This window comes from Sphingobacterium sp. WOUb80 (assembly GCF_050058145.1).
Classification (GTDB): Bacteria; Bacteroidota; Bacteroidia; order Sphingobacteriales; family Sphingobacteriaceae; genus Sphingobacterium.
This window is the reverse complement of the sequence record NZ_CP165617.1, coordinates 3,198,743-3,222,159: the sequence shown is the minus strand read 5'-3', so window position 1 is coordinate 3,222,159 and position 23,417 is coordinate 3,198,743. Positions and strand designations below refer to the sequence as shown.

Annotated in this window: 16 protein-coding genes; 11 read left to right on the top strand and 5 right to left on the bottom strand. The window is 40.4% G+C overall.

The features are described 5' to 3' along the window. Nucleotides 1-118: 118 nt before the first annotated feature. The 4 genes from AB1Z56_RS13535 (at nt 119) to AB1Z56_RS13520 (ending at nt 6,341) form a co-directional block, all read left to right on the top strand. Complete coding sequence (locus AB1Z56_RS13535) at nt 119-1,081, top strand: FecR domain-containing protein (protein ID WP_426792339.1); 963 nt, start codon at nt 119-121, stop codon at nt 1,079-1,081. Between the two features lie 107 nt (nt 1,082-1,188). After that, nucleotides 1,189-3,849 (top strand): TonB-dependent receptor plug domain-containing protein, encoded by a 2,661-nt coding sequence (locus tag AB1Z56_RS13530; RefSeq protein WP_426792338.1) that lies wholly within the window; start codon nt 1,189-1,191, stop codon nt 3,847-3,849. 31 nt (nt 3,850-3,880) lie between these two features. After that, on the top strand, nt 3,881-5,128 hold the full coding sequence (locus AB1Z56_RS13525) for a DUF4374 domain-containing protein (RefSeq protein ID WP_309362745.1): 1,248 nt from the start codon (nt 3,881-3,883) through the stop codon (nt 5,126-5,128). A gap of 61 nt (nt 5,129-5,189) precedes the next feature. Continuing rightward, nucleotides 5,190-6,341 carry a PepSY-associated TM helix domain-containing protein gene (locus AB1Z56_RS13520; protein ID WP_426792337.1) on the top strand — a complete coding sequence of 384 codons (1,152 nt, stop codon included), beginning with the start codon at nt 5,190-5,192 and terminating at the stop codon, nt 6,339-6,341. Nucleotides 6,342-6,471: 130 nt separating this feature from the next. On the opposite strand, the gene AB1Z56_RS13515 is transcribed toward AB1Z56_RS13520, so the two are convergent. The 3 genes from AB1Z56_RS13515 to AB1Z56_RS13505 form a co-directional block, all read right to left on the bottom strand. Further along, complete coding sequence (locus AB1Z56_RS13515) at nt 6,472-7,521, bottom strand: YncE family protein (protein ID WP_309362747.1); 1,050 nt, start codon at nt 7,519-7,521, stop codon at nt 6,472-6,474. A gap of 79 nt (nt 7,522-7,600) precedes the next feature. Then, nucleotides 7,601-8,866 carry a hypothetical protein gene (locus AB1Z56_RS13510; protein WP_426792336.1) on the bottom strand — a complete coding sequence of 422 codons (1,266 nt, stop codon included), beginning with the start codon at nt 8,864-8,866 and terminating at the stop codon, nt 7,601-7,603. A 5-nt stretch (nt 8,867-8,871) separates the two neighbouring features. Then, on the bottom strand, nt 8,872-11,265 hold the full coding sequence (locus AB1Z56_RS13505; protein WP_426792335.1) for a TonB-dependent receptor: 2,394 nt from the start codon (nt 11,263-11,265) through the stop codon (nt 8,872-8,874). 154 nt (nt 11,266-11,419) lie between these two features. Between AB1Z56_RS13505 and AB1Z56_RS13500 the strand changes: the two genes are divergently transcribed. The 6 genes from AB1Z56_RS13500 (at nt 11,420) to AB1Z56_RS13475 (ending at nt 17,380) form a co-directional block, all read left to right on the top strand. Then, entirely contained in the window at nt 11,420-12,571 is a 1,152-nt protein-coding gene (locus AB1Z56_RS13500; RefSeq protein ID WP_426792334.1) for an alpha/beta hydrolase, read from the top strand. A gap of 28 nt (nt 12,572-12,599) precedes the next feature. Beyond that, nucleotides 12,600-13,649: a YncE family protein gene (locus AB1Z56_RS13495; protein ID WP_426792333.1), complete on the top strand. Its 1,050-nt coding sequence runs from the start codon at nt 12,600-12,602 to the stop codon at nt 13,647-13,649. Between the two features lie 94 nt (nt 13,650-13,743). Next, the gene (locus AB1Z56_RS13490) at nt 13,744-14,724 is read left to right on the top strand and encodes an ABC transporter permease (RefSeq protein ID WP_309362752.1); all 981 of its coding nucleotides are present in this window, start codon (nt 13,744-13,746) and stop codon (nt 14,722-14,724) included. Next, on the top strand, nt 14,721-15,674 hold the full coding sequence (locus AB1Z56_RS13485) for an iron chelate uptake ABC transporter family permease subunit (protein WP_309362753.1): 954 nt from the start codon (nt 14,721-14,723) through the stop codon (nt 15,672-15,674). The genes AB1Z56_RS13490 and AB1Z56_RS13485 overlap by 4 nt, the downstream gene beginning before the upstream one ends. After that, nucleotides 15,647-16,429 carry an ABC transporter ATP-binding protein gene (locus AB1Z56_RS13480; RefSeq protein ID WP_426792332.1) on the top strand — a complete coding sequence of 261 codons (783 nt, stop codon included), beginning with the start codon at nt 15,647-15,649 and terminating at the stop codon, nt 16,427-16,429. The genes AB1Z56_RS13485 and AB1Z56_RS13480 overlap by 28 nt, the downstream gene beginning before the upstream one ends. Nucleotides 16,430-16,435: 6 nt before the next feature. Next, the gene (locus tag AB1Z56_RS13475; RefSeq protein ID WP_426792331.1) at nt 16,436-17,380 is read left to right on the top strand and encodes a siderophore ABC transporter substrate-binding protein; all 945 of its coding nucleotides are present in this window, start codon (nt 16,436-16,438) and stop codon (nt 17,378-17,380) included. An 83-nt stretch (nt 17,381-17,463) separates the two neighbouring features. On the opposite strand, the gene AB1Z56_RS13470 is transcribed toward AB1Z56_RS13475, so the two are convergent. Both AB1Z56_RS13470 and AB1Z56_RS13465 read right to left on the bottom strand, forming a co-directional pair. Beyond that, nucleotides 17,464-19,776: a TonB-dependent receptor domain-containing protein gene (locus AB1Z56_RS13470; RefSeq protein WP_426792330.1), complete on the bottom strand. Its 2,313-nt coding sequence runs from the start codon at nt 19,774-19,776 to the stop codon at nt 17,464-17,466. Between the two features lie 57 nt (nt 19,777-19,833). Further along, the gene (locus tag AB1Z56_RS13465) at nt 19,834-20,844 is read right to left on the bottom strand and encodes a helix-turn-helix domain-containing protein (protein ID WP_426792329.1); all 1,011 of its coding nucleotides are present in this window, start codon (nt 20,842-20,844) and stop codon (nt 19,834-19,836) included. Between the two features lie 141 nt (nt 20,845-20,985). On the opposite strand from AB1Z56_RS13465, the gene AB1Z56_RS13460 reads away from it, so the two are divergent. Then, the gene (locus tag AB1Z56_RS13460; RefSeq protein WP_426792328.1) at nt 20,986-23,415 is read left to right on the top strand and encodes a TonB-dependent receptor; all 2,430 of its coding nucleotides are present in this window, start codon (nt 20,986-20,988) and stop codon (nt 23,413-23,415) included. The last annotated feature ends 2 nt before the right edge of the window (nt 23,416-23,417 follow it).

The window sequence follows — 23,417 nt, the reverse complement described above, 5'->3', positions numbered from 1 at the left end:
AGTGAGTTGTGTTTTTTTTTGAAAAAGCACCTGTACTTTTAGCTGAGTTAGGGAACTGTAATTATAAAGAGGTTTACTTAGACTGATTAAAGGAATAAAGGGCTCGTATGTATTCATAATGAAAATTACGGAAGAAGAAATAAAGAAGTACGCAAGCGGCCATTCCACGTTGGAGGAAAAGGAACGCATTGAGGCTTGGTTAAAACAAAATGACCCAATAGTAGAGCCTGCACCTGGTGAACAGGAACAACTGCAATCAGTTTGGAATAGGCTTTCAATGAGCATGGAACAGCCTGTACAACTTGTCGATACGCCGATAAAAAGAATTAACTATAAATTTTTGTCTTCTATTGCGGCGATTGCAGCAAGTGTGGTTATGATCTTTGGATTAGGCTGGTTCACTTACCAATACCTAGCGCCTGTTCCGGTCTCTAAAAATTTGGTGTTAAAAAAGGTACATACAGAGGCGGGACAACGTTTGACAGTAACACTATCTGACGGTTCTATTATTGTCCTGAACGGGAAGAGTGAACTTGAGTACCCCGAAAAATTTGATGGTCAGCAACGGTTGGTGAAATTACGTGGAGAGGGATTTTTTGATATCGCCCATGACGAGCGTAAACCATTCATTGTTAATACGGACTCTTCTTTCACCCAGGTACTTGGAACGCGATTTAATTTAAAGGCTTATGCCGATGACGAGCAAGTTGTGATGACCGTAGAAAGAGGGAAGGTGCGTTTTGGACGATACGATCAGAAAGATCAGGTCGTATTGACAAAAGGCATGCAGGGGATAATGGACATTCACAAAGCAGTACGAAGTAATCAGGCACTTCCAGCGGACGCTATGGACTGGACTGAAGATTCCTTTGTGATAAAGAATGAACCAATGTCTTACGTTGCTAAGCGTTTAGAAAGGCGCTATGCCGTTCAAGTCAATATTGAATCGCAATCGTTAAGTTCGCTGACTGTTACTGGAACATTCAAAAATACTAATCTTGAGGAGATTTTGAGTGGTTTGGCATTTAGTACCGGAATAAATTATACAATTAAAAATAAAACAATTACAATCAGTAAATAGATGAGGCAGTAAATGAAAATTTAAAAAAACCGGTATGCTGTCGACCAAAACTACATACCGGACTATGAAAAAATCCTAGCAGTATTTATCCATAATTTTTGCAAAATATGAAAATATTTTCGGCGCGGCAACCCTATGCTTTTTTGCTGCGCATAATTTCCTGTGCACTACTGTGTACCTTATGTTTTCCAACTTATACATCAGGCCAACAAAGCGCGCTCCTAGAAAAAAAAGTGACGATTGATTTTGAAGACGTAAAAATATCCCAGGCACTTCAGCAGATTGAGAAATACGTACAATGCACATTTGTATACAGTCCCCAGCTTTTGAATGCTGACCGTAGTATTTCAAGAAAGTATAGAAATGAGAAATTGGATCGGCTACTTACAGATTTGTTTTCGGGTAAGAAGCTTAAGTTAAAACAGGAAGGCAATAAGGTATTTATTGGTTTGGTAAGCGAAAAGAAACAACGGGTTTACGGGAAGATTATTTCAGCTGAAGGACCACTTGCAGGTGTATCCGTTTCGCTTGGAGCGATACAGACCACTACAGATCAACGTGGACAATATAGTCTCTTTGCTTCGGTCGAGCAGGAATATGTGCTCCGTATCAGTAGCATAGGATATAAAGCTATAAATCGCTCCCTCTTCTTGAAGGAATCATCTCCAATGCTTATTAACCTGGAATTGCAGCCCGATCAGCAACTATTGGCACAGGTCGATGTTGCCGCCAAAACCGCTAGTCAGGTTGTCAAAGAAACAGGTTTTAATGTCAATGCGATTGAAGTTAGTAAATTCAATAATACCACCCGTGATGTCAATCAGATACTTAATAGCACGACTGGGGTCCGAATTAGGGAGTATGGAGGGCTAGGGTCCGATTTTAATTTTTCACTGAATGGTCTCTCCGGTAAGGCAATACGTTTTTTTATCGATGGAATACCCATGGAAAACTTTGGTATCGGTATGAACTTTAATAATATTCCCGTTAATCTAGCTGATAGACTCGAAGTGTACAAAGGAGTAGTGCCTATTGAATTAGGTTCCGATGCGCTGGGTGGCGGTATCAATATGGTCACCAATAAGGGGGCAAAGAGTTATCTTGATGCAAGCTATAGTATTGGATCTTTCAATACACATCGACTTTCGCTGAATGCGCAATCTATCAATGACACAACTGGACTATTACTTAAGCTGACAGGATTTTATAATTATTCGGACAATGACTATTGGATGCATAGCAATCCAAGGTACGATGCTGCAATTTTAGTACCTGATGGTCCAGATCGTTTTGTAGAGAAGAGTGTTAAGCGTTTCCACGATCAGTATAAGTCGGCAATGATACAAGGAGAGGTTGGCTATGTGAATCGGAAATGGGCCGATGCATTTGTTCTGGGGATGTTGTACAATAACCATTATAAGGAATTTCAGACTGGTCAAAACCAAAATATCGTTTATGGGAAAGTCAATCGTCATGGTGACTATTTTATGCCGAGCCTACGGTATAAAAAAGATAATTTGATTTTAAATGGATTAAATGTTTCCGCTTTTGCAAGTTATGCAGTGGATAAATATACTGTCGTGGATACGTCTAGTACTACCTATTGGTGGGATGGTTCAGTGCGTAGCAGCCAGAATAACTACGGTGAATTTGGAGCCTCTATTAACAGATCCTATACAAATTATCAGAATTCATTTTTATTGACCCGCTTGAATCTGACCTATCGTTTAAATGACAATAACCAACTTGCATTCAATCAAAACTACAACGATGCTAGACAGAAATCGGATGAAGAACTGAGCGAAAAGGTATTTAGTCCTTCTGGCCAATCCAAATCAGTCTCGGGACTATCTTGGCAGAATAAAGCTTTCGGAAATGTGCTTCATACTACTGTTTTTGCAAAACTTTTTCATTTTAGAGTAGAATTGGGCGAGGTGACCGGGGGGAAAAATCCCAGGGAAGCACAGAAACGGGGCTATGATAATTTTGGGTATGGTTTGGCAAGTCGCTACCGTATTGATAAAAATACAGGATTAAAGCTTTCTTATGAGCATGCCTATCGTCTGCCTGAGCTCGTCGAAGTACTTGGGGACGGTGTAAATATTATTGCTAATCCAGATATTAAGCCTGAGAGTAGTCATAATTTAAACTTAAGCACAGATTATATTCACAAAGCGGGAGCGCATTTCTATAGTGTAGATATCGGTGGATTTTTTCGCAATGCTAAGGATTTCATCTATACCATACCAGCTGGTAACAATACCTCACAATTTCTAAATGAAGGTAAGGTGATTGTGTTTGGAGGCGAGGCGGAGTTACAATACAAATATGCACGGATTTTAGAATTTACATTAAACGCCAGTTATCAAAAATCCAAGCAGAATCAAAAGTATGTCTATGGGACGCAGACCCCTCGGGCCAATTATGGTAATATGATCCCCAATCAGCCCTGGCTGTATGGTAATCTTTATCTTTCTGTAGGCAAAAGTGATTGGTTAGGCAAAGGTACACGCTTACAGTTTGATTGGTCAAGCCAATATTACCATAGTTTCTATCTCACCTGGGAAGCTTGGGGCAGCACGCAATCTTTAAATATAATTCCAACACAACTGCTTCATCACGCTGGTATTACTTATTCTTTAAGAGATGGTCGTTACAATATTTCTGCCGAATGCAGAAATCTCGGGAATGAACTCGCTTATGATAATTTTCGGCTGCAAAAACCGGGGCGCTCTTTCAATCTCAAACTACGCTATTTTATCCAATAATATTCACATTTAACATAATTAATTATCACATATGAACATGACCAAATTTACTATACTGGCGCTAGCTGCGCTTTTTATAGGCACTTCAGTCCAATCTTGTAAAAAAAGCAATACAACTGACAATCCTGATCCTGAACCCGAAACCGAAAAGACATTTGCTGTAGGTGGGCTTGTGATGGATCCGGAAGGAACTTATCTTTTTCAAAATAGTACGCTTTCTACAGGCGAAATCACTTTTTTGGGAAAGGGAGCAAATGTAACTAGTCAGGAGCCGGGATTTCTGGCCTTTATGGCGAAAGATGGTTACTATTATTCCTATAAATCTGCCGAAAATACGTTGACAAAATACAAGTATACCAATCAAAAGTTGGAGACCGTGAAAGTAATTCCTTTTGTTTTGGCGGAAGGCTACCGCTATAATCATCAGTGGATTGACAACACGAACTTGTTGGTATATGGTTATCAGGGGGCTTATAAAATTCTTAATGTCGAAAGTATGACAGTGACCAAAGAAGGTAAGTTCGATCTTCCAACAAAAGCTGGGTTAACTGGTCCTATCGTTGGATTTGCTGAAGTTAAAGATGGCAAAATACATGTGGGGTACTGGTATGGTGACGAGAAATATCCGGTTGCTGTAAAACCTGGTAAAACCAATTATGCGACAGGCACAGCCTATTTCGCCGTATTTGACTACCCAGCGATGAATAATCCAGTATTTAGCGAAGATAATCGCTCGACGAGTCCTGGTAATGATCGAAATGGTGTATTGAAGACGTTCCGATACAATGATGATCTGTACATTCTTACTTCTCCCTTTGAAATGGTAGCACAAAACTGGGACAAGCCACACGGTATCTATCGCATCAAAAAGGGAACTTCAGTAGTCGATCCAACATACTTCTTCAATCTCTCTGAAAAATTAAATGGCGACCCGGTATTAGGGGGTGGTTATGCCGGAAATGGAAAACTCTTAATCCGTAGAATACGTATGGATAAAGCGCTGACATGGGGATCTTATGGATTTGGTAATGTACAGGAATTTCATGTACTGGATATGGCTTCAGGCACCTTGAGCAAATTGGATTTGCCTTTGGCAAAAAGCCAGCCTACTGCTCCGAATATTTTAGCAGATGAGGGGAAAGTTTATTTTCCAGTAAATACAAAGGATATTGACGGCAATTTTTATATCTATAGCTACGATAGCGCAACAGGAAAGCTGGAAAGAGGAATCAAAGTGAATGACGTGGATGGTGTAAATGGTCTTTTTAGAATTAAATAAATAAACTATGGTCGCTATACTATTCTGAACGAATCGTATAGCGGCTATTTTTATAAAACGTATGGCACAATCTAAAAAGTCACTATTCAGAAGAATCAGCAATTGGCTTCATCTCTGGCTGGGACTTATTTCGGGAATTGTCGTCTTTGTGGTTTGTTTTACTGCTGCAATATGGACTTTTAGGGATGAAATTGTATTTGTCTTTACGCCGGGACAAAAAGTTGAAAAGATGGACAAGGAATTTTTGCAGCCGTCTGAATTAAAAAGAGCTGTGGATAAAATCGCGAAAGAGATTTCTCCAAAAGGTCTGGGCAAACTCTATTCTCTGGATTACAGGGATAAGGATAAAAGTTGTTTACTGAGTTACGGCCCCGATACAGATGGCAATTACCATGACCTGTATCTTAACCCTTACCATGGAGAACTCCTATACCATCGGTTAAATGAGGATAAAATAACCAAATTTAATGATTTCCTTCGCGCCGGCCATCGGTTCTTTTGGCTACCTAGACCTTTTGGAAGCTATTTTGTAGGAACTAATTGTCTCCTATTCCTTATCACTTTGATTACTGGTTTTATTTGGTGGTATCCCTCTAAATGGACTAAATCGACGAAAGATAAAAGTTTTAAAATTAAATGGAACGCGAACTGGAAACGTGTTAATATCGATCTTCACAATGTATTGGGCTTCTATTCCATTATTATTACTATTATTCTAACCATAACTGGAGTTGTATTTACTTTTCGATGGTTTGACGATGGTTACCATTGGTTGATTACAGGGGGTAAGACCAGATTGCACCATCCTGAGAAAGGTATTTCTGACACCACATTGCTCAGTACATCCTTTCGTTATCCTGACGATGAAATTTGGCGAAGATTTATGCAACATCAAAATGTGCGAATTAATTACCCTAAAGAAGCGAAAGATGTATATACCGTTTATCTCAACCCAACGACAGGGCATAATGATCTGACAACCTGGTACGAGTTGGACCAAAACAATCTTGCAGTTGTAGGGGAATCTACATTTGCAAAAATGTCAATGGGCCAAAAAATTTATCGCGCAAATTTTGATATTCATGTCGGTACTATTGGTGGCATGCCAACGAAATTTTTGGCTTCTTTTGCATCTTTAGTGGGTGCTTCATTACCCATTACTGGATGTATTATTTGGTATAATCGTAAGTGGGGTAAAAAGCGAAAACGGTGACTTTGACGTATTGTTTATTGATTTTCGTTATTGTATTTTCATAGGTTCTTATGTATAGGTAGCGGCATGTATAATAGCATATGCTTTCGCAAAATTGTAATTTTTGCGAAAGCATAACTAGGCGTACAAATTAGATTTTTGTAATCTTTTGGACTGTATCACCATTCTCTAGACCCTCTTCGGCTTTACGCGAGCTTTTATTGGTCACATACACACTGCCATCTTTTTCATTCAGAACGATTGTATTTGGTAAACCTTTTGTAGCAACACGTTCGATCACTTTATAATCTTTCATATTGACAACAGCCACCTCTTTTTTGTTCCGATTGGCAACATATACGAGATCATTTTTGCTGTCATATACTAGACCGATAGGAGAGGCATCATAGCCTAGATAGACCTTATTGATGATATTGCCCGTTTTGCCATCCAATACCGTGATGTTATTGTCATTAGATTGGCTTACAAATAGGCGGTTGTTCGATTTGTCCACCGCGATATTCAAGGGGCAATAAGACCAGGTTTTCCATTTACCGACAAGTTTATGGTCTTTTGTGTCGTAAACAAGTATGTTTCCTTCCATTGTTTCGCTATCGCTGCTGTAAAGCCTACCACGTTGCTGATCTACATTTAGTCCCAAAAGAGAAGTACCTGGCGCCGTAATCGTTTTTTTATAGGTATTGGTACTCCCATCTACCACCCAGATTGATGGATCACCGTGGTCTGATACATAGACCATATTATTTTTCTCGTCTACGGCAATCTCTCGGATCTTAGACTTCTCTCGGCCACTTGGGATCAGGGTTTGTTTTTTTGTTTTCAGATCGATGGCACTGATACTTTGCTGCAGGCTATGTCCCACGTACAAAGTCTGTGTTGTATTGTTGATGGCTATTCCAAATGGCGTATTCTTACCAATGTTGATCGAATCGACAACAGCGAGGTCCTGACCGGACAATACATACACATACTGATCGCTTTCGGATTTAAATCCGCCTTTAGGACCAACGACATAAATTTTGTCATTGGTGGTATTGTAGGCCAATTGATATAGACTGGCATTGACTTTTTGATTAGATGCGATCTTATATGTAGGAGCAGGAGTTTCTTTCCTACCTTGCGCAAACACACTGCCCGCTGCGAGCAATGAAAACAATAATACGGATGATTTTAATCTCATATCGAATAAATTTAGTGGGAGTAGAAGTTTGTTACTCCCACAGGTGAATTAATATTGGGCTATAAAATATTGTATTGAACTATTTAATGGCAATTTTATGCAGACCTGAGACAGATCCGCCGGCGGTCACATTGAACAATGGGCTTGCCTGTGTTCCTTTCAGTTCATAATAACCGTTAATGTCTCCTTTTTTCGTTGTCGCGCGAAGCAGTATTTTACCATCGATTTCGATTGCACAAAAGGCCGCACCGGGATTAGTGACGGGTGGGATGCCGTTGATTTTCGTACGCTGGCGGGTAGCAATATCAATGTTGTAAAATTCCCAGACATCTTCAAAGTTGATATTGCCTGTAGGACCACCTGTCAGTGCGGTATTGGGAATAACAGTAATGATTTTACCATCTTTTGCAAAAACGGAGACAAATTTTCCACCAGGTGTTATATCGTCCATATTTAATGACCAGCTTTTGTCAATATCAGTTTCACCGGACTTGATACGGACAATCTTAGATTTTCCACCGGTAGCACTGCGACCTTGCGTTACGATGTACAGATCACCGTTGCTGTCAAAATCATACATTGTATTGTCGTTTATATAAGCGATTGATCCTGTATCTTCAATTTTGATCGTCTTTTCATACTTACTACTGGCAATATCAATTACTGCAATATAGACATCCGGGAAAAAGTCATCAAAAAAACCTTTTTGAGTACCGTCTGTCTTGGCGTAGGTGACGTTGGCATAGAGCTTACCTTGCTTAACAGCCAAGAATTTCTGCCCGATGGACCTGTATTTTATGGCCGATTCATTTTGACCTCTTTCGTTGATAATGGCACTCAGATCAATGTCTCCGGTCCGGCTCATTGTCCCGGGATTGAAAGTTTGTATTTTTAGTGGTGCAGCTGCATCCCAATAAAAGCCCTTATTTTCATCTAAGATTACAAAGTTTCCGGTACCATTGGTCGTATTGTCGCCAGCAATAAATTTGCCATTCGATATTTTACCTGATGCATCCACAGTCAGTTGTTGGATCCCATAGGCATTAGACTCAGTATTGAACATTTTTAACAGCCAATTACCGTATGGACGCCAGCCACCAAAGCCAAATCCCTGTAAGCTATTTGCTCCATTGTTGATGATATTGCCGCTCGGTAATGCATCAAATGCAGTTGCAAACCCGGGTTTGTTAAGCGTGTTTTCGCTCATACTTATCAATACATATTTCGTGGTCTCTGTTGATGGTGTAGGCTCAGGTACGACGCTGTCTTTATTGCTGCAGCTCGCGGTTATTATTCCGATTGCAGAAAATAATACTAGTTTTTTTACTTGTTTTAATGCATTCATGATACTTATGGTATTTGATAACTAAGTTTTAAATAAAAGCTTCTGCCGGCACGTTGGATCCGGTAGTAGTCATAAAGATTTTTATTCAGCACATTACGCACTTCGGCTCCAATCGTAAAGCCGCGGTAGGAAGGGTTGTAAGTAAACCCACCATTCAACAAATGTTGATTAGGTATGATCAAGTTGGAGTTTATGTTAGCATTACCTGATAGCCCCAAAAATCCGTTTGGTTCCCATGATTTAGGAATGGTTTCCAGGTAAAACTCCCGCATAAAATTGTAGTTGAAAAACAAGTCCAGTTTGTCTGAACCCCGGAACAAATTTTCATAGCTGCCCTGTAGACCAACATTAGCAAAAAAGTATGGCGTATTGCGTAAGCGCGAATCGTTCATCCATTGGTCTTTTTCGGATGTAATGCCATAAAGGCGCAGGTTGGTCCAGGTCGCGTTGGTATTAAATCGGTAGTTTTTCCAAAAGCGGTAATTTAAGTCGATGTCGAAACCATACCCCCTAACATTTTCCTGATTTTTGTATTGCGCATTTGGTGCATCTATGGTCACCAATAAGATCTGATTCTTGGTACGGCGATAAAAGACATTCGCTTCGATATCGAGTGAGGAAAATAGCGTTTGTTGGTACCCAAGATTAAAATTGAGACTTTGCTCAGGTTTCAATTCAAAGTTTGGAACAATGAAAATATTGTTGCCAAAAAGTTCTTCGCGCTCAGGAAGACGATAAGTATATTCGCCCCCTAATCGGAATAGTGATGTGGTGCTCAAACGATAACGTATGGCATCGGCTAGACTCCAGTAGTTTCCACTGACGGTCCGTTTGTCTTTTTCACCGACGTTAGCCGATAGCCAGGTATTTTGTATGCCCGATGCGTTATAGCTGTAATATTTGGCCATCAACTGGTTTTGGAGCTTTTCATCAAACCAGTAGTTATCAAGACTAAGTCCCAAAACTTGCTTTTTATAAGTTGATTTGAGCTGCAGCACATCGAGTCCTGTTTCTTCCAGTGTGGGGCCATAAGGATCTGCTCCGTGTCGGTTAACTTGCGTAAACACATAGTTCAAGCCTAATTGCGTCTGTGCATTGATCCGGTAGGAAAGGTTGCTGCGTGATACAACCTGATGTTCGTTGATATGCGATTGGGATGGTAGTCGAGTTTCACCGATAGTTGTTTTTGGTGTAAAATCTCCGTACCAGTCATAGCTACCACGTAGTGTATCGATGCGTTCGGTCTGTAGATTATTGTATGATACAAATTGATCAAAATGGAGTTTGTCATTCAGCAAGGCTTTCTTATAACGTAAACTCGGTGCCAAGGTATATTGCTTGGAACGGACTGCACCATACGCATCGGTCATCATGGCGGGATGCTGTTGCTCACGGGCGAGGTCAAAACCGATGAGGCTGATGCGTAACTCGTCTGCCCAGATTCGATTTTGTAACTGAGCGAATATTTCCCCATAAAGATGTTTGCTGCCGTTATGAAAGAAAGGTAAACGGACCAGCTCAGGATTCTTCGTCATTGGGTCAGGTACCTCTACTGTTGCCTTGTAATTGTTTTTGGCGTAATTATAATACATTTCGCCACCAAATAACCAACGATTATCTTTGCTCGCCGTGCTACTTTTCACACCAAGCCGATGACTATTGAACGAGCCTATTTCGTAATAGGCATTCGTCTGTGTTCCATTGGTTTTACGCGGGACGAGATTGATAGCTCCCCCAAGTGCGTCGGAGCCAAGATAAATTGGAAGTATACCTCTGTAAACTTCGATATGATCAATTGCTTCAAGGGGCATTGTTGCAATAGAATAGCCATCGCCAAGATAATCCAAAGGGATACCATCTTTAAAATATTTGATCGCTTTCCCCTGAAAGCCGTTTACCGAAACATCTGGATTACTGCCTGTGCCACCACTCTGCCGAATACGGATTCCTGGTGCCCGATTCATTAGCTCGGTTAAACTTGTAGCCTGCGTCGAAACGGCTCTTGCATCAATCAATGTGGTTTTAATGGGTTGTAAGCGTTGAAGCTGGTGTGCACGCCCTTCCACCTGCGCCTCATCAAGCGTAGTAGACGTTTGAATTAATAACACCTCAATGGTAATTTGCTGACCATTTTTTCTCTCCAATTGTTTCTCCTGAGTTACATAACCTAATGCTGAGACCTTTAATTGGTATTTTCCTGAAGGTGATTTGGCAAATGAAAAATAGCCTTGTTGATCACTCTGTGTTTCTAGCTCTCCAAGGCGTATTGTGGCTGAAACCACCGGCTGCTTGTTTGCATCATAGATGTGTCCGCTCACTGTACTATGCTCTTGAGCGAATAGAACTGTTGTGTGAAGTGCAAATATGGAAATGCCAGTAAGCAGTGTGGATCTTATCATGTTATTTTAAAAGAATTTCTCGGAATATTTTACATTAACCCTGAATGCAAATATATACTTATTTAGATTCATTAAAAATAATATTTGAATTTTATTTAGAATATGTCTAAATTGCGACAGCTTTTAGGAAGCCTAGTTAGTAAAAGGGAGGTTGATGATGCCGTCTGTAAAAGATGAAAAAAAATATGAAGTTACTGTTGAAGTGCATAACACAAATCCCGATCATATCGGTGCAGAATGCTATTTAACGGGCAATTTTAATGATTGGGCTATGCCGGGATACAAACTCGGAAATATCCCCAATGTTGGAGAGAATTTGCATGCAGTCATTGCTGATGTTGCTGCAGGCACGCTGGAGGTTAAACTAAATCGGGGCGACTGGAAGTCCTGCCTTGCTTATGGTGATGGTCGTATCGCTGAAGCAGTTTCTATCGAAGTGCCCGAAAAAAAGCACCTGCGTATCCGCGCTAATCACTGGCGTGACGAATTCCCTAAATCAACAGCAAGTCCACAGGTACACTTACTTGATCAAGCCTTCTACCTGCCAAATATTGCCGTCCATAGACGGCTCTGGATCTATATTCCAGAAGGTTATGAAAATACCGATAAGATGTATCCGGTCATCTATATGCATGATGGCCAGCAACTGTTTGACGAAGCATTTTCAATAGGTCGTGCAGGACCAGTAGAATGGAAAGTAGATGAAACGATCGATGCGGCGGAAGTGAAGGCGATCGTGGTGGGGATAGATCATGCGGATTCGTACAATGAGCGACTGGATGAATATTTGGTAAAACCTTTTGATACCGTGGAAGCTCCTCGGGGATTGTTATACCTTCGGGATATCATCGAAGTCATTAAACCATATATCGATCGGGAATATCGGACCTTGACAGCGGCAAAGTATACGGCTGTGGCAGGAAGTTCCGCTGGGGGACTTATTACGCTCTATGCCGGTCTTTGCTATCCTGAGATTTTTGGAACTGTAGCCGCTTTTTCTCCTTCCCTATGGATGGGAAACGATCTAATGGAACGCTACGAGGCCATGCCCACTGATATGAAAGCGCATGTGGCTCAACAGGCTTATTATTTCTATGCCGGCCGAAGGGAGATACGTCAAGATAAATATTTGGGAAAGGTAGACCTAGCTGCGGATATGGAGAAGTTTGTGGCGTTTTTCGCTAAACAAGGTACTGCATTGCTCAAAACTGATATAGATCCACACGGAAAACATGGAGCCCTCTATTGGCAACGTGCTTTTGTTCGGTTTTACGATTGGTGGACAAAGACATATATAGTTATTTAATATTTATTCATTTCTAATCTTTTGTTTTATGAACAAAAACAATAATAATCTTAGCTGTAAAATGTTGCGTAGTATGGCTTTACTTGGACTATTTGCTGCGCCTGTGGCTCAAGTTTTGGCACAACAGGTCGACAAATCTGCTCCAGCAGGAACGGGTATTTATGAGGCCGTGATCAGCAATAATGATGGTCATATCTATGTGACAGCTGCAGGATCTCGAAATACACCCGGGGGAGCAATCTACAAGTTAGACCCAACGAGTCTATCCGTCGTCGATAGCATTAGTTTAAAGGACAATCCGCCATTTGGTATTGCCATAAACAACAACACCCAGACAGTTTATACGACGAATACGCGTAGTAATTCGGTAAGCGCAGTAGACATCCGCTCCGGAAAGCTGTTGGCAACCATTACTCATGGCGGCGAAAAGTCTCATACGCGCGAAGTATTGGTTGATGAAAAAAATAACCTGATTTATGTTTCCGATGTGGGCGATCCGAGCAGTATCTGGGTCATCGACGGTAAAACGAATAAATACCTGCATACCTTAGAAAATATTGGAAAAACTGTTACTGGGATGGTACTCGCGCCCGGCAATAACAATGTGCTTTACGTAACAGTCATGAGTGACAATACCATTGCCAAGGTAAATACCAAAACACGCAAGGTGGAGAAAACGTTCCCATCTGGTGGTGAGGCACCCGTAAACATAGTGAGCGACGGAAAGTATCTGTTTGTAGCCAATCAAAAATCGGGAACAATAACTGTATTGGATGATAGCGGTAATTTGATACACAGCATCCCGACAGGAGCCGGAGCCATCGGTATTGCATACGATGCTGTAAAAAGTAGAATTTACTCAGCCAATCGCCAGACAGGTACTACGTCTATTATCGACGCAAATACTTTTAAGGTGATCGCTGATCTGCCGACGGGCTCCCACCCCAACAACGTAAAAGTTGATTCTAAAACGGGTATTGCCTATGTAGTCAATAAAGCAAAAGGCGGCCGCCCGGTTGAAGGCCAAGCTGTGGTCAAGGATATAAATGGTGATACGGTAACACGTATTGTGGATTAATAATAAGGTATTTCCCTTACAGTCTTTGGGATGATCTCTGATGAGAAAATCCCGAAGACTTTGTTATTAAATGGACTGCGCTGAACGAATAAAAATGAATAAAAATGTGAGAGGGGAGAGACCTCGCCGCGGAGTAATGACCCTTTCCGCGGTTGTTGTTGTGCTGATCCTGGCTTGGATCTCACTTTTTACTGGGGCTCGTCATATTAATTTTTTGACCCTATTGGATGACCGGGACGGCATGTTAGTCTTCTTGATTAGTCGGATTCCGCGTACTGCGGCGCTTATACTCGTGGGTATTGGCAGTAGCATAGCAGGCTTGATCATGCAACAGCTTTCTCAGAATCGTTTTGTGTCTCCAACGACCTCCGGAGCGCTCGATGCTGCCAAAATGGGGATTTTAATGGCTATGATCGGAATTCCAGATGCATCTCTACTTGTTCGCTTATTATCTTCATTAGGATTTACGTTTCTCTTTACATTGCTTTTTATTCTTTTTGTGAGTAAAATACAATTAAAAAGTAACGTCTTTATCCCTCTGGTGGGGATTATGTTCGGAAGTATCCTCAATGCACTATCGACATTTTTTGCATTTAAAAATAATATTGTACAGAATGTGCAGGAATGGTTATTGGGTGATTTTTCAGCCATATTGCAGGGGCAGTATGAAGCTATCTATTTTATCCTTCCTGCTGTTGCAATTGCTTATTTATACGCTGAAAAATTTACTTTGGCGGGAATGGGACGCAGTTTTGCCGTCAATCTGGGACTATCCTATACCAGTATTGTCAATATCGGACTGCTCACTGTTTCTATGGTAGTTAGTGTATCGGTCATTACCGTTGGCGTGATTCCCTTCGTAGGCCTTATCATTCCTAACTTAGTCCGCTTATTTTTGGGCGATAATATTCGTAAAACCTTGCCGATTATTGCCTTATCGGGAGCTATATTCCTATTGCTCTGCGATATTTTTGGACGACTTATCGTTTATCCCTACGAAATTCCAATTGGTGTTACTGTAGGTGCGATTGGAGGTCTGTTATTTTTGTTTTTTATTTTAAGAAAGCGTGGATGAAAAATCGGACTAAATTGATTGTTCTTACCTGCTTCTTGATCTGTGTCATACTACTATTTTTAGGGTACGACCTCAAAGGGAATCTGGAGTATATCTTAAGCCGACGTTTCATTCGCTTGGCGACTATGATCCTAGTAGGGACCAGCGTGGGCATTTCTGCGATTATATTTCAGACCATCACCGGCAACCGAATTCTGACACCTTCCATCATGGGCTATGAATCTATTTTTATTCTATTCCAGACCTTGATCGTATTTTTTATGGGGGACAGTGCGCTACAGACTATTTCACAAGAAAAGAATTTCTTTTTTGCCGTAGCACTCATGCTACTCTTTTCGCTGATTATGTATTTACTGGTGTTTCATAATCAACAGCGAAATATGTTTCATCTGTTGCTCATCGGTATGGTCATGGGAGCACTATTTCAGTCTTTGAGTCAGTTTATGCATATCCTGATCGATCCAAACGAGTTCTCGGTAATCCAAAATTTTATGTTTGTTTCTTTCTCAAAGATGAATACCAAGTTATTGGGGATTGCTAGTGTGACATTATTGATCGCTCTGATTTACCTATGGCGTTTAATGCCTTATCTGGATGTACTCAAATTAGGAAGGGATCAAGCTATAAATCTGGGTATACACTATAACCGTTTGATCAAACAGCTGCTGCTGCTTATATCTTTAATGGTATCGGTATCTACTGCATTGGTGGGGCCGATTACATTTCTGGGAATTTTGGTAAGCAATATTACTTATGAACTTTTGAAAACACATAGACATCGCGGAATGTTGATTTTCTGCGCCATGCTGTCCTGTGTTTTTCTCGTACTGGGGCAGTTCCTGATCGAGCATGTCCTCAATTTTTCAACCACCGTAAGTATTGTTATCAACTTTATAGGTGCTATATATTTTATGTTTTTACTATGGAAAGCGCGAAAAATAATCCATTGATTTTTGACGAAATCAAAAAGTTATATGGCAAGAGGACAGTATTGGACAGTGTATCGGGCTCCATCACTCCTAAGGCTATTACTTCTTTAATTGGCCCCAATGGTGCCGGAAAAAGTACCTTACTGGGTATTTTGAGTCGCCTCTTACAGCAAGACGGGGGGCGCGTCAGTTTTTATGATTGGGATATAAAAGATTATGGATCTAATGAACTCGCAAAGAAGTTATCCATCTTGCGACAGGCCAACAACCTTGATCTGAAGCTGACCATTCGCGATTTGGTGTCTTTTGGTCGTTTCCCGTATTGTAAAGGGAGGTTGAGTGAACTCGATTGGAAAAAGGTCGATGAAGCGATTGCTTTTTCAGATTTGCAGGATATTCAGGATCAGTTTGTAGATGAGTTAAGTGGAGGACAACGACAACGTGCGTTTATAGCCATGATCATTGCCCAAGATACCGACTATATCCTGTTAGATGAACCGCTCAATAATCTTGATATGAAACATTCCGTCCAAGTCATGAAAACTCTTCAACGGCTGGTAGAAGATTTAGGTAAAACTGTCGTACTGGTAATCCATGAGATCAATTTTGCAGCCCAATTTTCAGATTATATTATTGCATTAAAAGAGGGACGAATCTGCTATAATGACTGCACCGATACGGTCATTACATCACCTATACTAAAAGATATTTTTGGAATCGAATTCGATATTATCGAACGTCACAATAAAAAAATTTGTAACTATTTTAACCTATAACAGAATATGGTAAATCTATGTATCAAGAAGGTCGCAGCTTTCAGTCTAAGTATTATTTTATTTGCTTTTGTAGGCTGTAATTCCACGGGCAAGACCGGTGGATCAGCACAAGATTCGATGGAAATTGTTCACAAGCTTGGAACGACCAAAATCCCGAAGATGCCAGGGAAAATTGTGGTTCTGGATATCGGTGCGCTGGAGACGCTGCACGAACTAAAGGTGAAACCAGCTGGTATACCCAAAAAATTTATGCCCAATTATCTGGATGATCTCAAAAATGACGCGCAAGTGGCCGATGTTGGATCCGTAATTGAACCTGACTTTGAAGCGATCAGTCTATTAAATCCCGATCTGATTTTGATCTCCACACGGCAGGAGCGTTTTTATAAGGAATTAAGCGATATTGCTCCGACCATCTATATCGGTACAGATAATAAAGATTATCTAAATTCTTTTGAACACAATACGCTTCTGCTCGGAAGTATTACCGGAAAGGAAAATGAAGCGAAAGGAAAACTTGAACAAATACAGTCCCAAATTCAGAAAGCCCGAGATAAATACGCCAAAGATCAGCACAAAGCGTTATTTCTATTGTTTAACAATGGCCGTTTCAGTGCATTCGGAAAAGGATCCCGATTTGGATTTATCTATGATGTATTGCAGTTTAAACCAGTAATGGATCTTAAGGACGAATCGGTACATGGGCAGAAGCTCTCCAATGAACTTATCGCTCAGGCCAATCCAGATTATCTTTTTATTGTTGATAGAAATGCGGCAGTACTTGGTAAAGTTGCCAATAAAGCTGATGTTGAAAATCCATTGGTCAAACAAACAAAAGCATATCAAAACCAAGCGATCTACTATTTGGACCCAAATGTTTGGTTTATTTCCGGAGGAGGACTTACTTCAGTAAAGTTAATGACGGACGATATCTTGCGGATGGTCAAATAACACTTTTTAATTCCTGTCTGCATGAAAATGCTTGACGGACACAAGGAGAAGAAATTCCCGCTAAACTTTAGCGGGAATTTCTTTTAAAATTGATATTTCACTGATGCAGCAAAGTTTCGTGTCGGTAAAGGATTATCATTTATTCCCCATATTTTTTGGTTGCCAATGTTGTTTATCTTGAAAGCCAATCTTACTTTAGACTGCTCATAGAATAGTGTTCCGTCGGTTAGAAAATATGCATCTGTTTTTGGATCAAGCGTGTATTTATTGATTTCACCAACATAATTTGTTCCGCCGCCCAGACCAAAGTTTTGAAGAATACCAGTTGAAAATTTGTAGGTTACCCATAGGTTACCATAGTCTGCCGGCAGGTAGTTTCTGCTGGTAACAGCATTGCCGTTTTCATCTTTGTTGGTGAAGGTATTTTTATTGTAGCCATATCCAGCTGTAAGATGTAATCCGGCCAAAGGCGTTGCCTGTAGATCGATTTCATAACCTTTACTCTTCTGTTTCGAATCTTGGAAAGTATACCCTTGTTGATTTGTCCGAACAGCATTGTCGATGGCAATATCAAAGAAACTGAGCGTTGCACTCAATCTATTGTTAAACAAATCTGTTTTCAGCCCGAACTCCAATTGATTTCCGGAAGTAGGCTTTACGTTGAACAGTGTTGCGTCAGGCTGCCTGACAGGAGCATTGTTTTGAAAACCATTGGTGTAATTTCCGAATACACTAAACTGATCTTTGAGTAATTGATAGACAGCCCCAAACTTTGGCGATATGGCAGTCTGGTTGTATCCGCCGTCGAAATCACCACGCATTACGGCTGTTCCCTTATTGTTCAGCCGGTCTACCCGCAGCCCTAGTAGTACAGACAGTCTATCAGTCAAGTTGGTGACACTGGAGGCGTAGGCCGCATAGACCGAACTTTGTGTTGTCTGATAACCGTTTATCAATGTCTCACGTTTTGCTTTGATTTTTGCTAACGACATAGGGGAGTAAGCTTCAGTGATTGTAATAACATCTTTATATTCTTCTCCTAAATACCCTTTGTCTACAGATTTGTAGTGGTAGACATCGAGACCTACAACAAACTTGTTTTTCAGCCCCGCCAAGGTAAAATCACCATTAAAAAATTGTTGAAATTGGTAGACATTTTCATCAGTAGCCGAGCTACTTGCCGTTCGCTCCACTTGTGTTGGCGATAGAAAACGAGCTCTTGTATAGACGCCTTCATTGATGGTATTACTATTTAACGAAGCAATGGTCGTGGACTTCCAATTGTCCGAAATCTGATAATCGGCTTTGGCGAAGATATTTATCCCACCACCATCAAATATGGCATCGTTACTTCCAAGCGATTGGTTATGCTTGAGTGGTAGTTCTTTAATATTCTTCAACCCTAATGCACTGTAATCGATATAAGGAAGCATGCTCATTTTGGCATTTGTCAGTTCCGTATTAAGCGAAACATTCAGCTTTTCATTGATCTTAAACAGAAAAGATGGTGCCACAACATAGCGTTTGTTGAAACCCCAGTCCATAAAAGTATTTTCAGACTGATAGGCCGCATTTAAACGAAATAGTACAGATTTATCGCTTGTTAGTGGAGTGTTTACATCCGCAGCAAGACGATGGAGATTGTAGCTTCCAAGCGTGTAATCGATAGCTGTACGTACGGTTTCAAAAGGCTGTTTTGTAACAAGATTGATAAGCCCACCAAAAGAAGTTGTACTGTTGCCATATAGCGTACCCGCAGGTCCTTTTATAGCCTCTGAACGTTCAACAACGGCAGGATCAATACCCGACCAATTTGAGGATGCAACGCCGTTCCGCATACGTACACCAGTCCAAAACCCACGGAGTACAGTATAGGCAAATCCGTTATTGACGAATCCATAGGCAACACCGCCGCCAGCAATATTACGTAGCGATTGCTTATAATCTGTCGTAATCTGCTGTTCCATAATCTCCTTACCAACAATATTGTACACTTGAGGTGTCTCAATATCCTTTAATGGCATACGGGAAATATAATCCGATTCCTTTTTCGTCGCTTTGTAATTCCCATTGACGATAATCTCCTCTAATGCGCGACTATCCTCTAAAAGAATAAATTCAATTCTCGTATCGGTGTCCGAAAGTGCTATATTTTGCTCTTGATTTTTTAAGCCTACATAGGATGCAATTACTGTATAATTTCCGGGAGCAAGGTTGTTAAACCTAAATTGACCGGCCTGATCAGCGACGGTAGACTTTTTGTGGTTTTTTAATGTGATGGAAACTTGTGGTGCAGGTTTCCCGTCAGATGTACTGACTTGACCACGGATCGTCAGCTTTTGAGCTAATGAAATCTGTGATACGAATAAAAATGCTATAAAAGCAATTGTTTTCATGATGATTGTTGATTGAATTAATATGAATAGATATATTGGTTGATGCTTACCACGTGTTTAGTGTGGTAGAAGTCCCTGTTTTTGAAATTTACCTGGAGGTAAACCGAAATGTTTTTTGAATGCAGCGACAAAATTTGTGGTCTCTGTGATGTTTAAAAAAGTCGCAACTTCATTGATATTCATACCTTCCCGAAGAAGTAATATCTTTGCCAATTTCATGCGTTCAGCATGGATGTACTGGTGGATTGAAACACCATAGCATAGCTTAAAATGTTTTTTTAAGTAATACTCACTGATTCCAGCCTGATCTGCAAGTTCCCGAAGGGAGAAGAGTGTTGTAATATGTTTATCAATGTACAATTTAAGCTGATATATGCGATCACGTTCTTCACTAGGGATTGCTCTATATAGCGGGTGTGTACCATTTTGTAGTTCCAGATATTGTCGAAATTGCTCACTCAGAAGTTCAATTACCTTACTCTCCAGGTACATATGTCTCAGTTCGGGATAAGCTTCCATTTTAAGGATCTCGGTTAGTAAATGATGTATATGCAATGTAATAGGAGCTGACTGTTTAAAAAGAGTATTGGTCTGTCCGCCCATGATATGTTCTTTAAAATCAAAGAATGCATTATCGTTGGGTACATAACGCATAAATAAGTCTGTTGAAATAATGATCGATACAAGTTCCTGTGCCTCACCAGTTGGCCAAAAATTCTGATAAGGCAGTGTCGGAAAATGGAAGAGATTGTGATGTCCTGTATCGATCGTTATCAATGTACTGGAATCAGCTGCTTCATAGCTGGCACTGGTCGATAGGTAAAAGCACATTTCTATACAGGGTCTTGTTCCCACTATTTCAAATCGAATAGCCTTTTTTGCCGAAATAAGAATATGTGTGACAAGAATATCTGCTGTGGCAATCAGCCTATTTTGATCAATAACACCATCGAGCTCCTGGGATCTGCAAAAATCTTTTAACTGATTTCGCTCCGCATTCTTAGCATCTTCTAATGTACTTACAAAATTAATTCCCTTCGGAGACATGCTATTGATCGATACTTTCATGGTTAATATTGTTTTTTTTTTAATCAATTTTTTCGCACAATTCATCATGAGTTCCTATATCCTATTTAATAATTTTGTGCTCGTCAAATATATTTATAATTAATCTAAATAAGAATAATAATTTATACTTCCCACTATTCCATGGAAAAGACAATCCACAAAAACAGCATAGCATACCTAAGGCATATTCATTTTGCATTTTTTACAATAATTCTTCTTTGTACGTCAGTCCATACGCTCTTTGGGCAATCCTTTAGGGTAGGAGGTACAATAACGAATACAACTGGTGAGCGTATTCCCAATGCGTCTGTTTTTTTAGGACCAGGTAAACAATCTCAGCACGCAGACAATGAAGGGAAGTTTTACTTTTCGCATTTGAAATCGGGAAGTTATACGCTTAAAGTGACTGCTTTGGGCTATAAAACTTATCACGTCGCGTTTAAAATCGACGAGGGACAGGATCAAAATATCCATGTTCAGTTGGAAGCTGCAGATAATTCCTTGGATGAAGTCAATGTTTCTGGAAAGACAGAACTGCAGCAGGCTAAGGAGCAGGCTTATCAGGTTTCAGTAATCGATGCGAAGAAATTGCACAACACCACCCTGAATATAGCGACAGCTTTAAATAATGTGCCTGGTATTCGGGTTCGTGAAAGCGGAGGCCTTGGCTCCAACATGGAATTTATGTTAAATGGATTCAGTGGAAATCAGGTCAAGTTTTTTATTGACGGCATCCCGATGGAAAATATGGGAAATGCATTTCGAATCAATAATATACCGATCAATCTCGCCGAAAGGATTGAAGTCTATAAAGGGGTGGTACCTGTAGAATTAGGCTCAGATGCTTTGGGCGGAGCGATTAATATTGTGACAAACTCTGGAAAGACGAGTTATGTGGATGCATCCTATTCTTATGGTTCATTTAATACACACAAAACATCCGTCAATGCCGCAATAAATACAAAAAAAGGCTTTCAATTTTTAGTTAATGCCTTTCAGAATTATTCAAAAAACAATTATTGGGTGGAAACCGAAAGTACAATTGATGCCGGTGGGCAATTGGAAATGGTGCGCACCCGCCGTTTTCATGACCGTTATCGCAATGAGATGCTGACATTAGGGGCTGGTGTGCGCAATAAAAAGTGGGCAGATCAGTTTCTGATCGGGATTGACTTGGGAGAGTATGCCAAGGATCTTCAAAATGGAGCTACCATGGAAGACGTTTACGGTGAACGTGAATCCAAAGGTTTGACCATTTTACCTTCTATGAAGTATCTGAAACGCAATCTGGGCTTAAAAGGACTCGATCTAAATCTCAGCGGAAATTTTAATCTGGGGCATGATCAAACCATAGACACAGCGAGTAGAAGATACAATTGGTTGGGTCAGGTAATCAATCCTAAAACTAGTCAGGGTGAACGCGACCGCATGAACTCCCGCTACAGAAACAATGACGGGGTTTTTACCGCCAATCTGAGCTATCGCATCAACCCGAAGCACTCGTTGGTACTCAATAACAGCTACACGATTTTCAGACGTGTTAGCAAAAATCTTTTAAATGATGCCGATCCTTTTTTTGATAAGCGTCCGAGTTCGTTGCAAAAAAATGTTTTGGGCCTCTCTTACCGATTTGATTATTCCAAAAAGGGAAATGTATCGGCATTTGGCAAATTATATTCACAGCACAGTAAAGCCTTCGGTGTGGTCAATAATGTCGATAATCCTTCCCATCAGGATTATGGTTGGATGCAAAATAATTTTGCGACACAAGGTTATGGTTTTGCCACTACCTATTTTATCCAGCCCAAACTGCAGATTAGGGGATCTTATGAACGAGGTATACGTGTCCCAACGAGTAATGAGATTTTTGGTAATATGGACGCTTTGGATGGGAATATTAGTCTAAAACCAGAGAATAGTGATAATTTAAATCTCGGGTTGATCTACAGCCCGTCGTTTAATGATATTCATTTCTTGACGTTTGATGTGGCGGCTCTCTATCGGTATTCGAGAGATTTTATACGGTTGGAGATCAAACGTAATATGAATTCGAGACGAGCAAGAATGGTTAATCTACGTGATGTTAACAACAAAGGGGCGGAGGCTACAATACGCTATAGATATAAAAATACCTTCAATATAGGTGTAAATATAAGCTATCAAAACCTCATCAACCAAACCAAATATGAAGGCGGACAAGAAGATATGGTAAGTATCGTCTATAAAGATAGGCTACCTAATATGCCGTACTTTTTTGGAAATTTAGATGCTAGCTATACACTTAACAAACCTTTCGGTACAGATGGATCCCTCACCTTTGGATACCAATTGTATTATACGCACGAGTATTATGAAGGCTGGCCTAGTATCGGAACTGCAAGTACCAAAATGACTATTCCGACCCAATGGAATCACAACGCAAATATGATTTACAGCTTTAAAGGTGGGAAATATAACCTGACGTTGGAATGCATGAATCTGACTGATGAATTGCTGTATGATCACTTCAAATTGCAGAAACCAAGCCGTTCATTTAATGCAAAATTCAGGTATTTTCTATTTAAGATGTAAGT

Bases quoted from the DNA above. Each gene is read 5' to 3' on its own strand.
- AB1Z56_RS13465 (WP_426792329.1), bottom strand. From the start codon at position 20,844: ATGAAAGTATCGATCAATAGCATGTCTCCGAAGGGAATTAATTTTGTA.
- AB1Z56_RS13530 (WP_426792338.1), top strand. From the start codon at position 1,189: ATGAAAATATTTTCGGCGCGGCAACCCTATGCTTTTTTGCTGCGCATA.
- AB1Z56_RS13470 (WP_426792330.1), bottom strand. From the start codon at position 19,776: ATGAAAACAATTGCTTTTATAGCATTTTTATTCGTATCACAGATTTCA.
- AB1Z56_RS13535 (WP_426792339.1), top strand. From the start codon at position 119: ATGAAAATTACGGAAGAAGAAATAAAGAAGTACGCAAGCGGCCATTCC.
- AB1Z56_RS13485 (WP_309362753.1), top strand. From the start codon at position 14,721: ATGAAAAATCGGACTAAATTGATTGTTCTTACCTGCTTCTTGATCTGT.
- AB1Z56_RS13525 (WP_309362745.1), top strand. From the start codon at position 3,881: ATGAACATGACCAAATTTACTATACTGGCGCTAGCTGCGCTTTTTATA.
- AB1Z56_RS13505 (WP_426792335.1), bottom strand. From the start codon at position 11,265: ATGATAAGATCCACACTGCTTACTGGCATTTCCATATTTGCACTTCAC.
- AB1Z56_RS13480 (WP_426792332.1), top strand. From the start codon at position 15,647: ATGGAAAGCGCGAAAAATAATCCATTGATTTTTGACGAAATCAAAAAG.
- AB1Z56_RS13510 (WP_426792336.1), bottom strand. From the start codon at position 8,866: ATGAATGCATTAAAACAAGTAAAAAAACTAGTATTATTTTCTGCAATC.
- AB1Z56_RS13475 (WP_426792331.1), top strand. From the start codon at position 16,436: ATGGTAAATCTATGTATCAAGAAGGTCGCAGCTTTCAGTCTAAGTATT.
- AB1Z56_RS13500 (WP_426792334.1), top strand. From the start codon at position 11,420: ATGATGCCGTCTGTAAAAGATGAAAAAAAATATGAAGTTACTGTTGAA.
- AB1Z56_RS13460 (WP_426792328.1), top strand. From the start codon at position 20,986: ATGGAAAAGACAATCCACAAAAACAGCATAGCATACCTAAGGCATATT.
- AB1Z56_RS13490 (WP_309362752.1), top strand. From the start codon at position 13,744: ATGAATAAAAATGTGAGAGGGGAGAGACCTCGCCGCGGAGTAATGACC.
- AB1Z56_RS13515 (WP_309362747.1), bottom strand. From the start codon at position 7,521: ATGAGATTAAAATCATCCGTATTATTGTTTTCATTGCTCGCAGCGGGC.
- AB1Z56_RS13495 (WP_426792333.1), top strand. From the start codon at position 12,600: ATGAACAAAAACAATAATAATCTTAGCTGTAAAATGTTGCGTAGTATG.
- AB1Z56_RS13520 (WP_426792337.1), top strand. From the start codon at position 5,190: ATGGCACAATCTAAAAAGTCACTATTCAGAAGAATCAGCAATTGGCTT.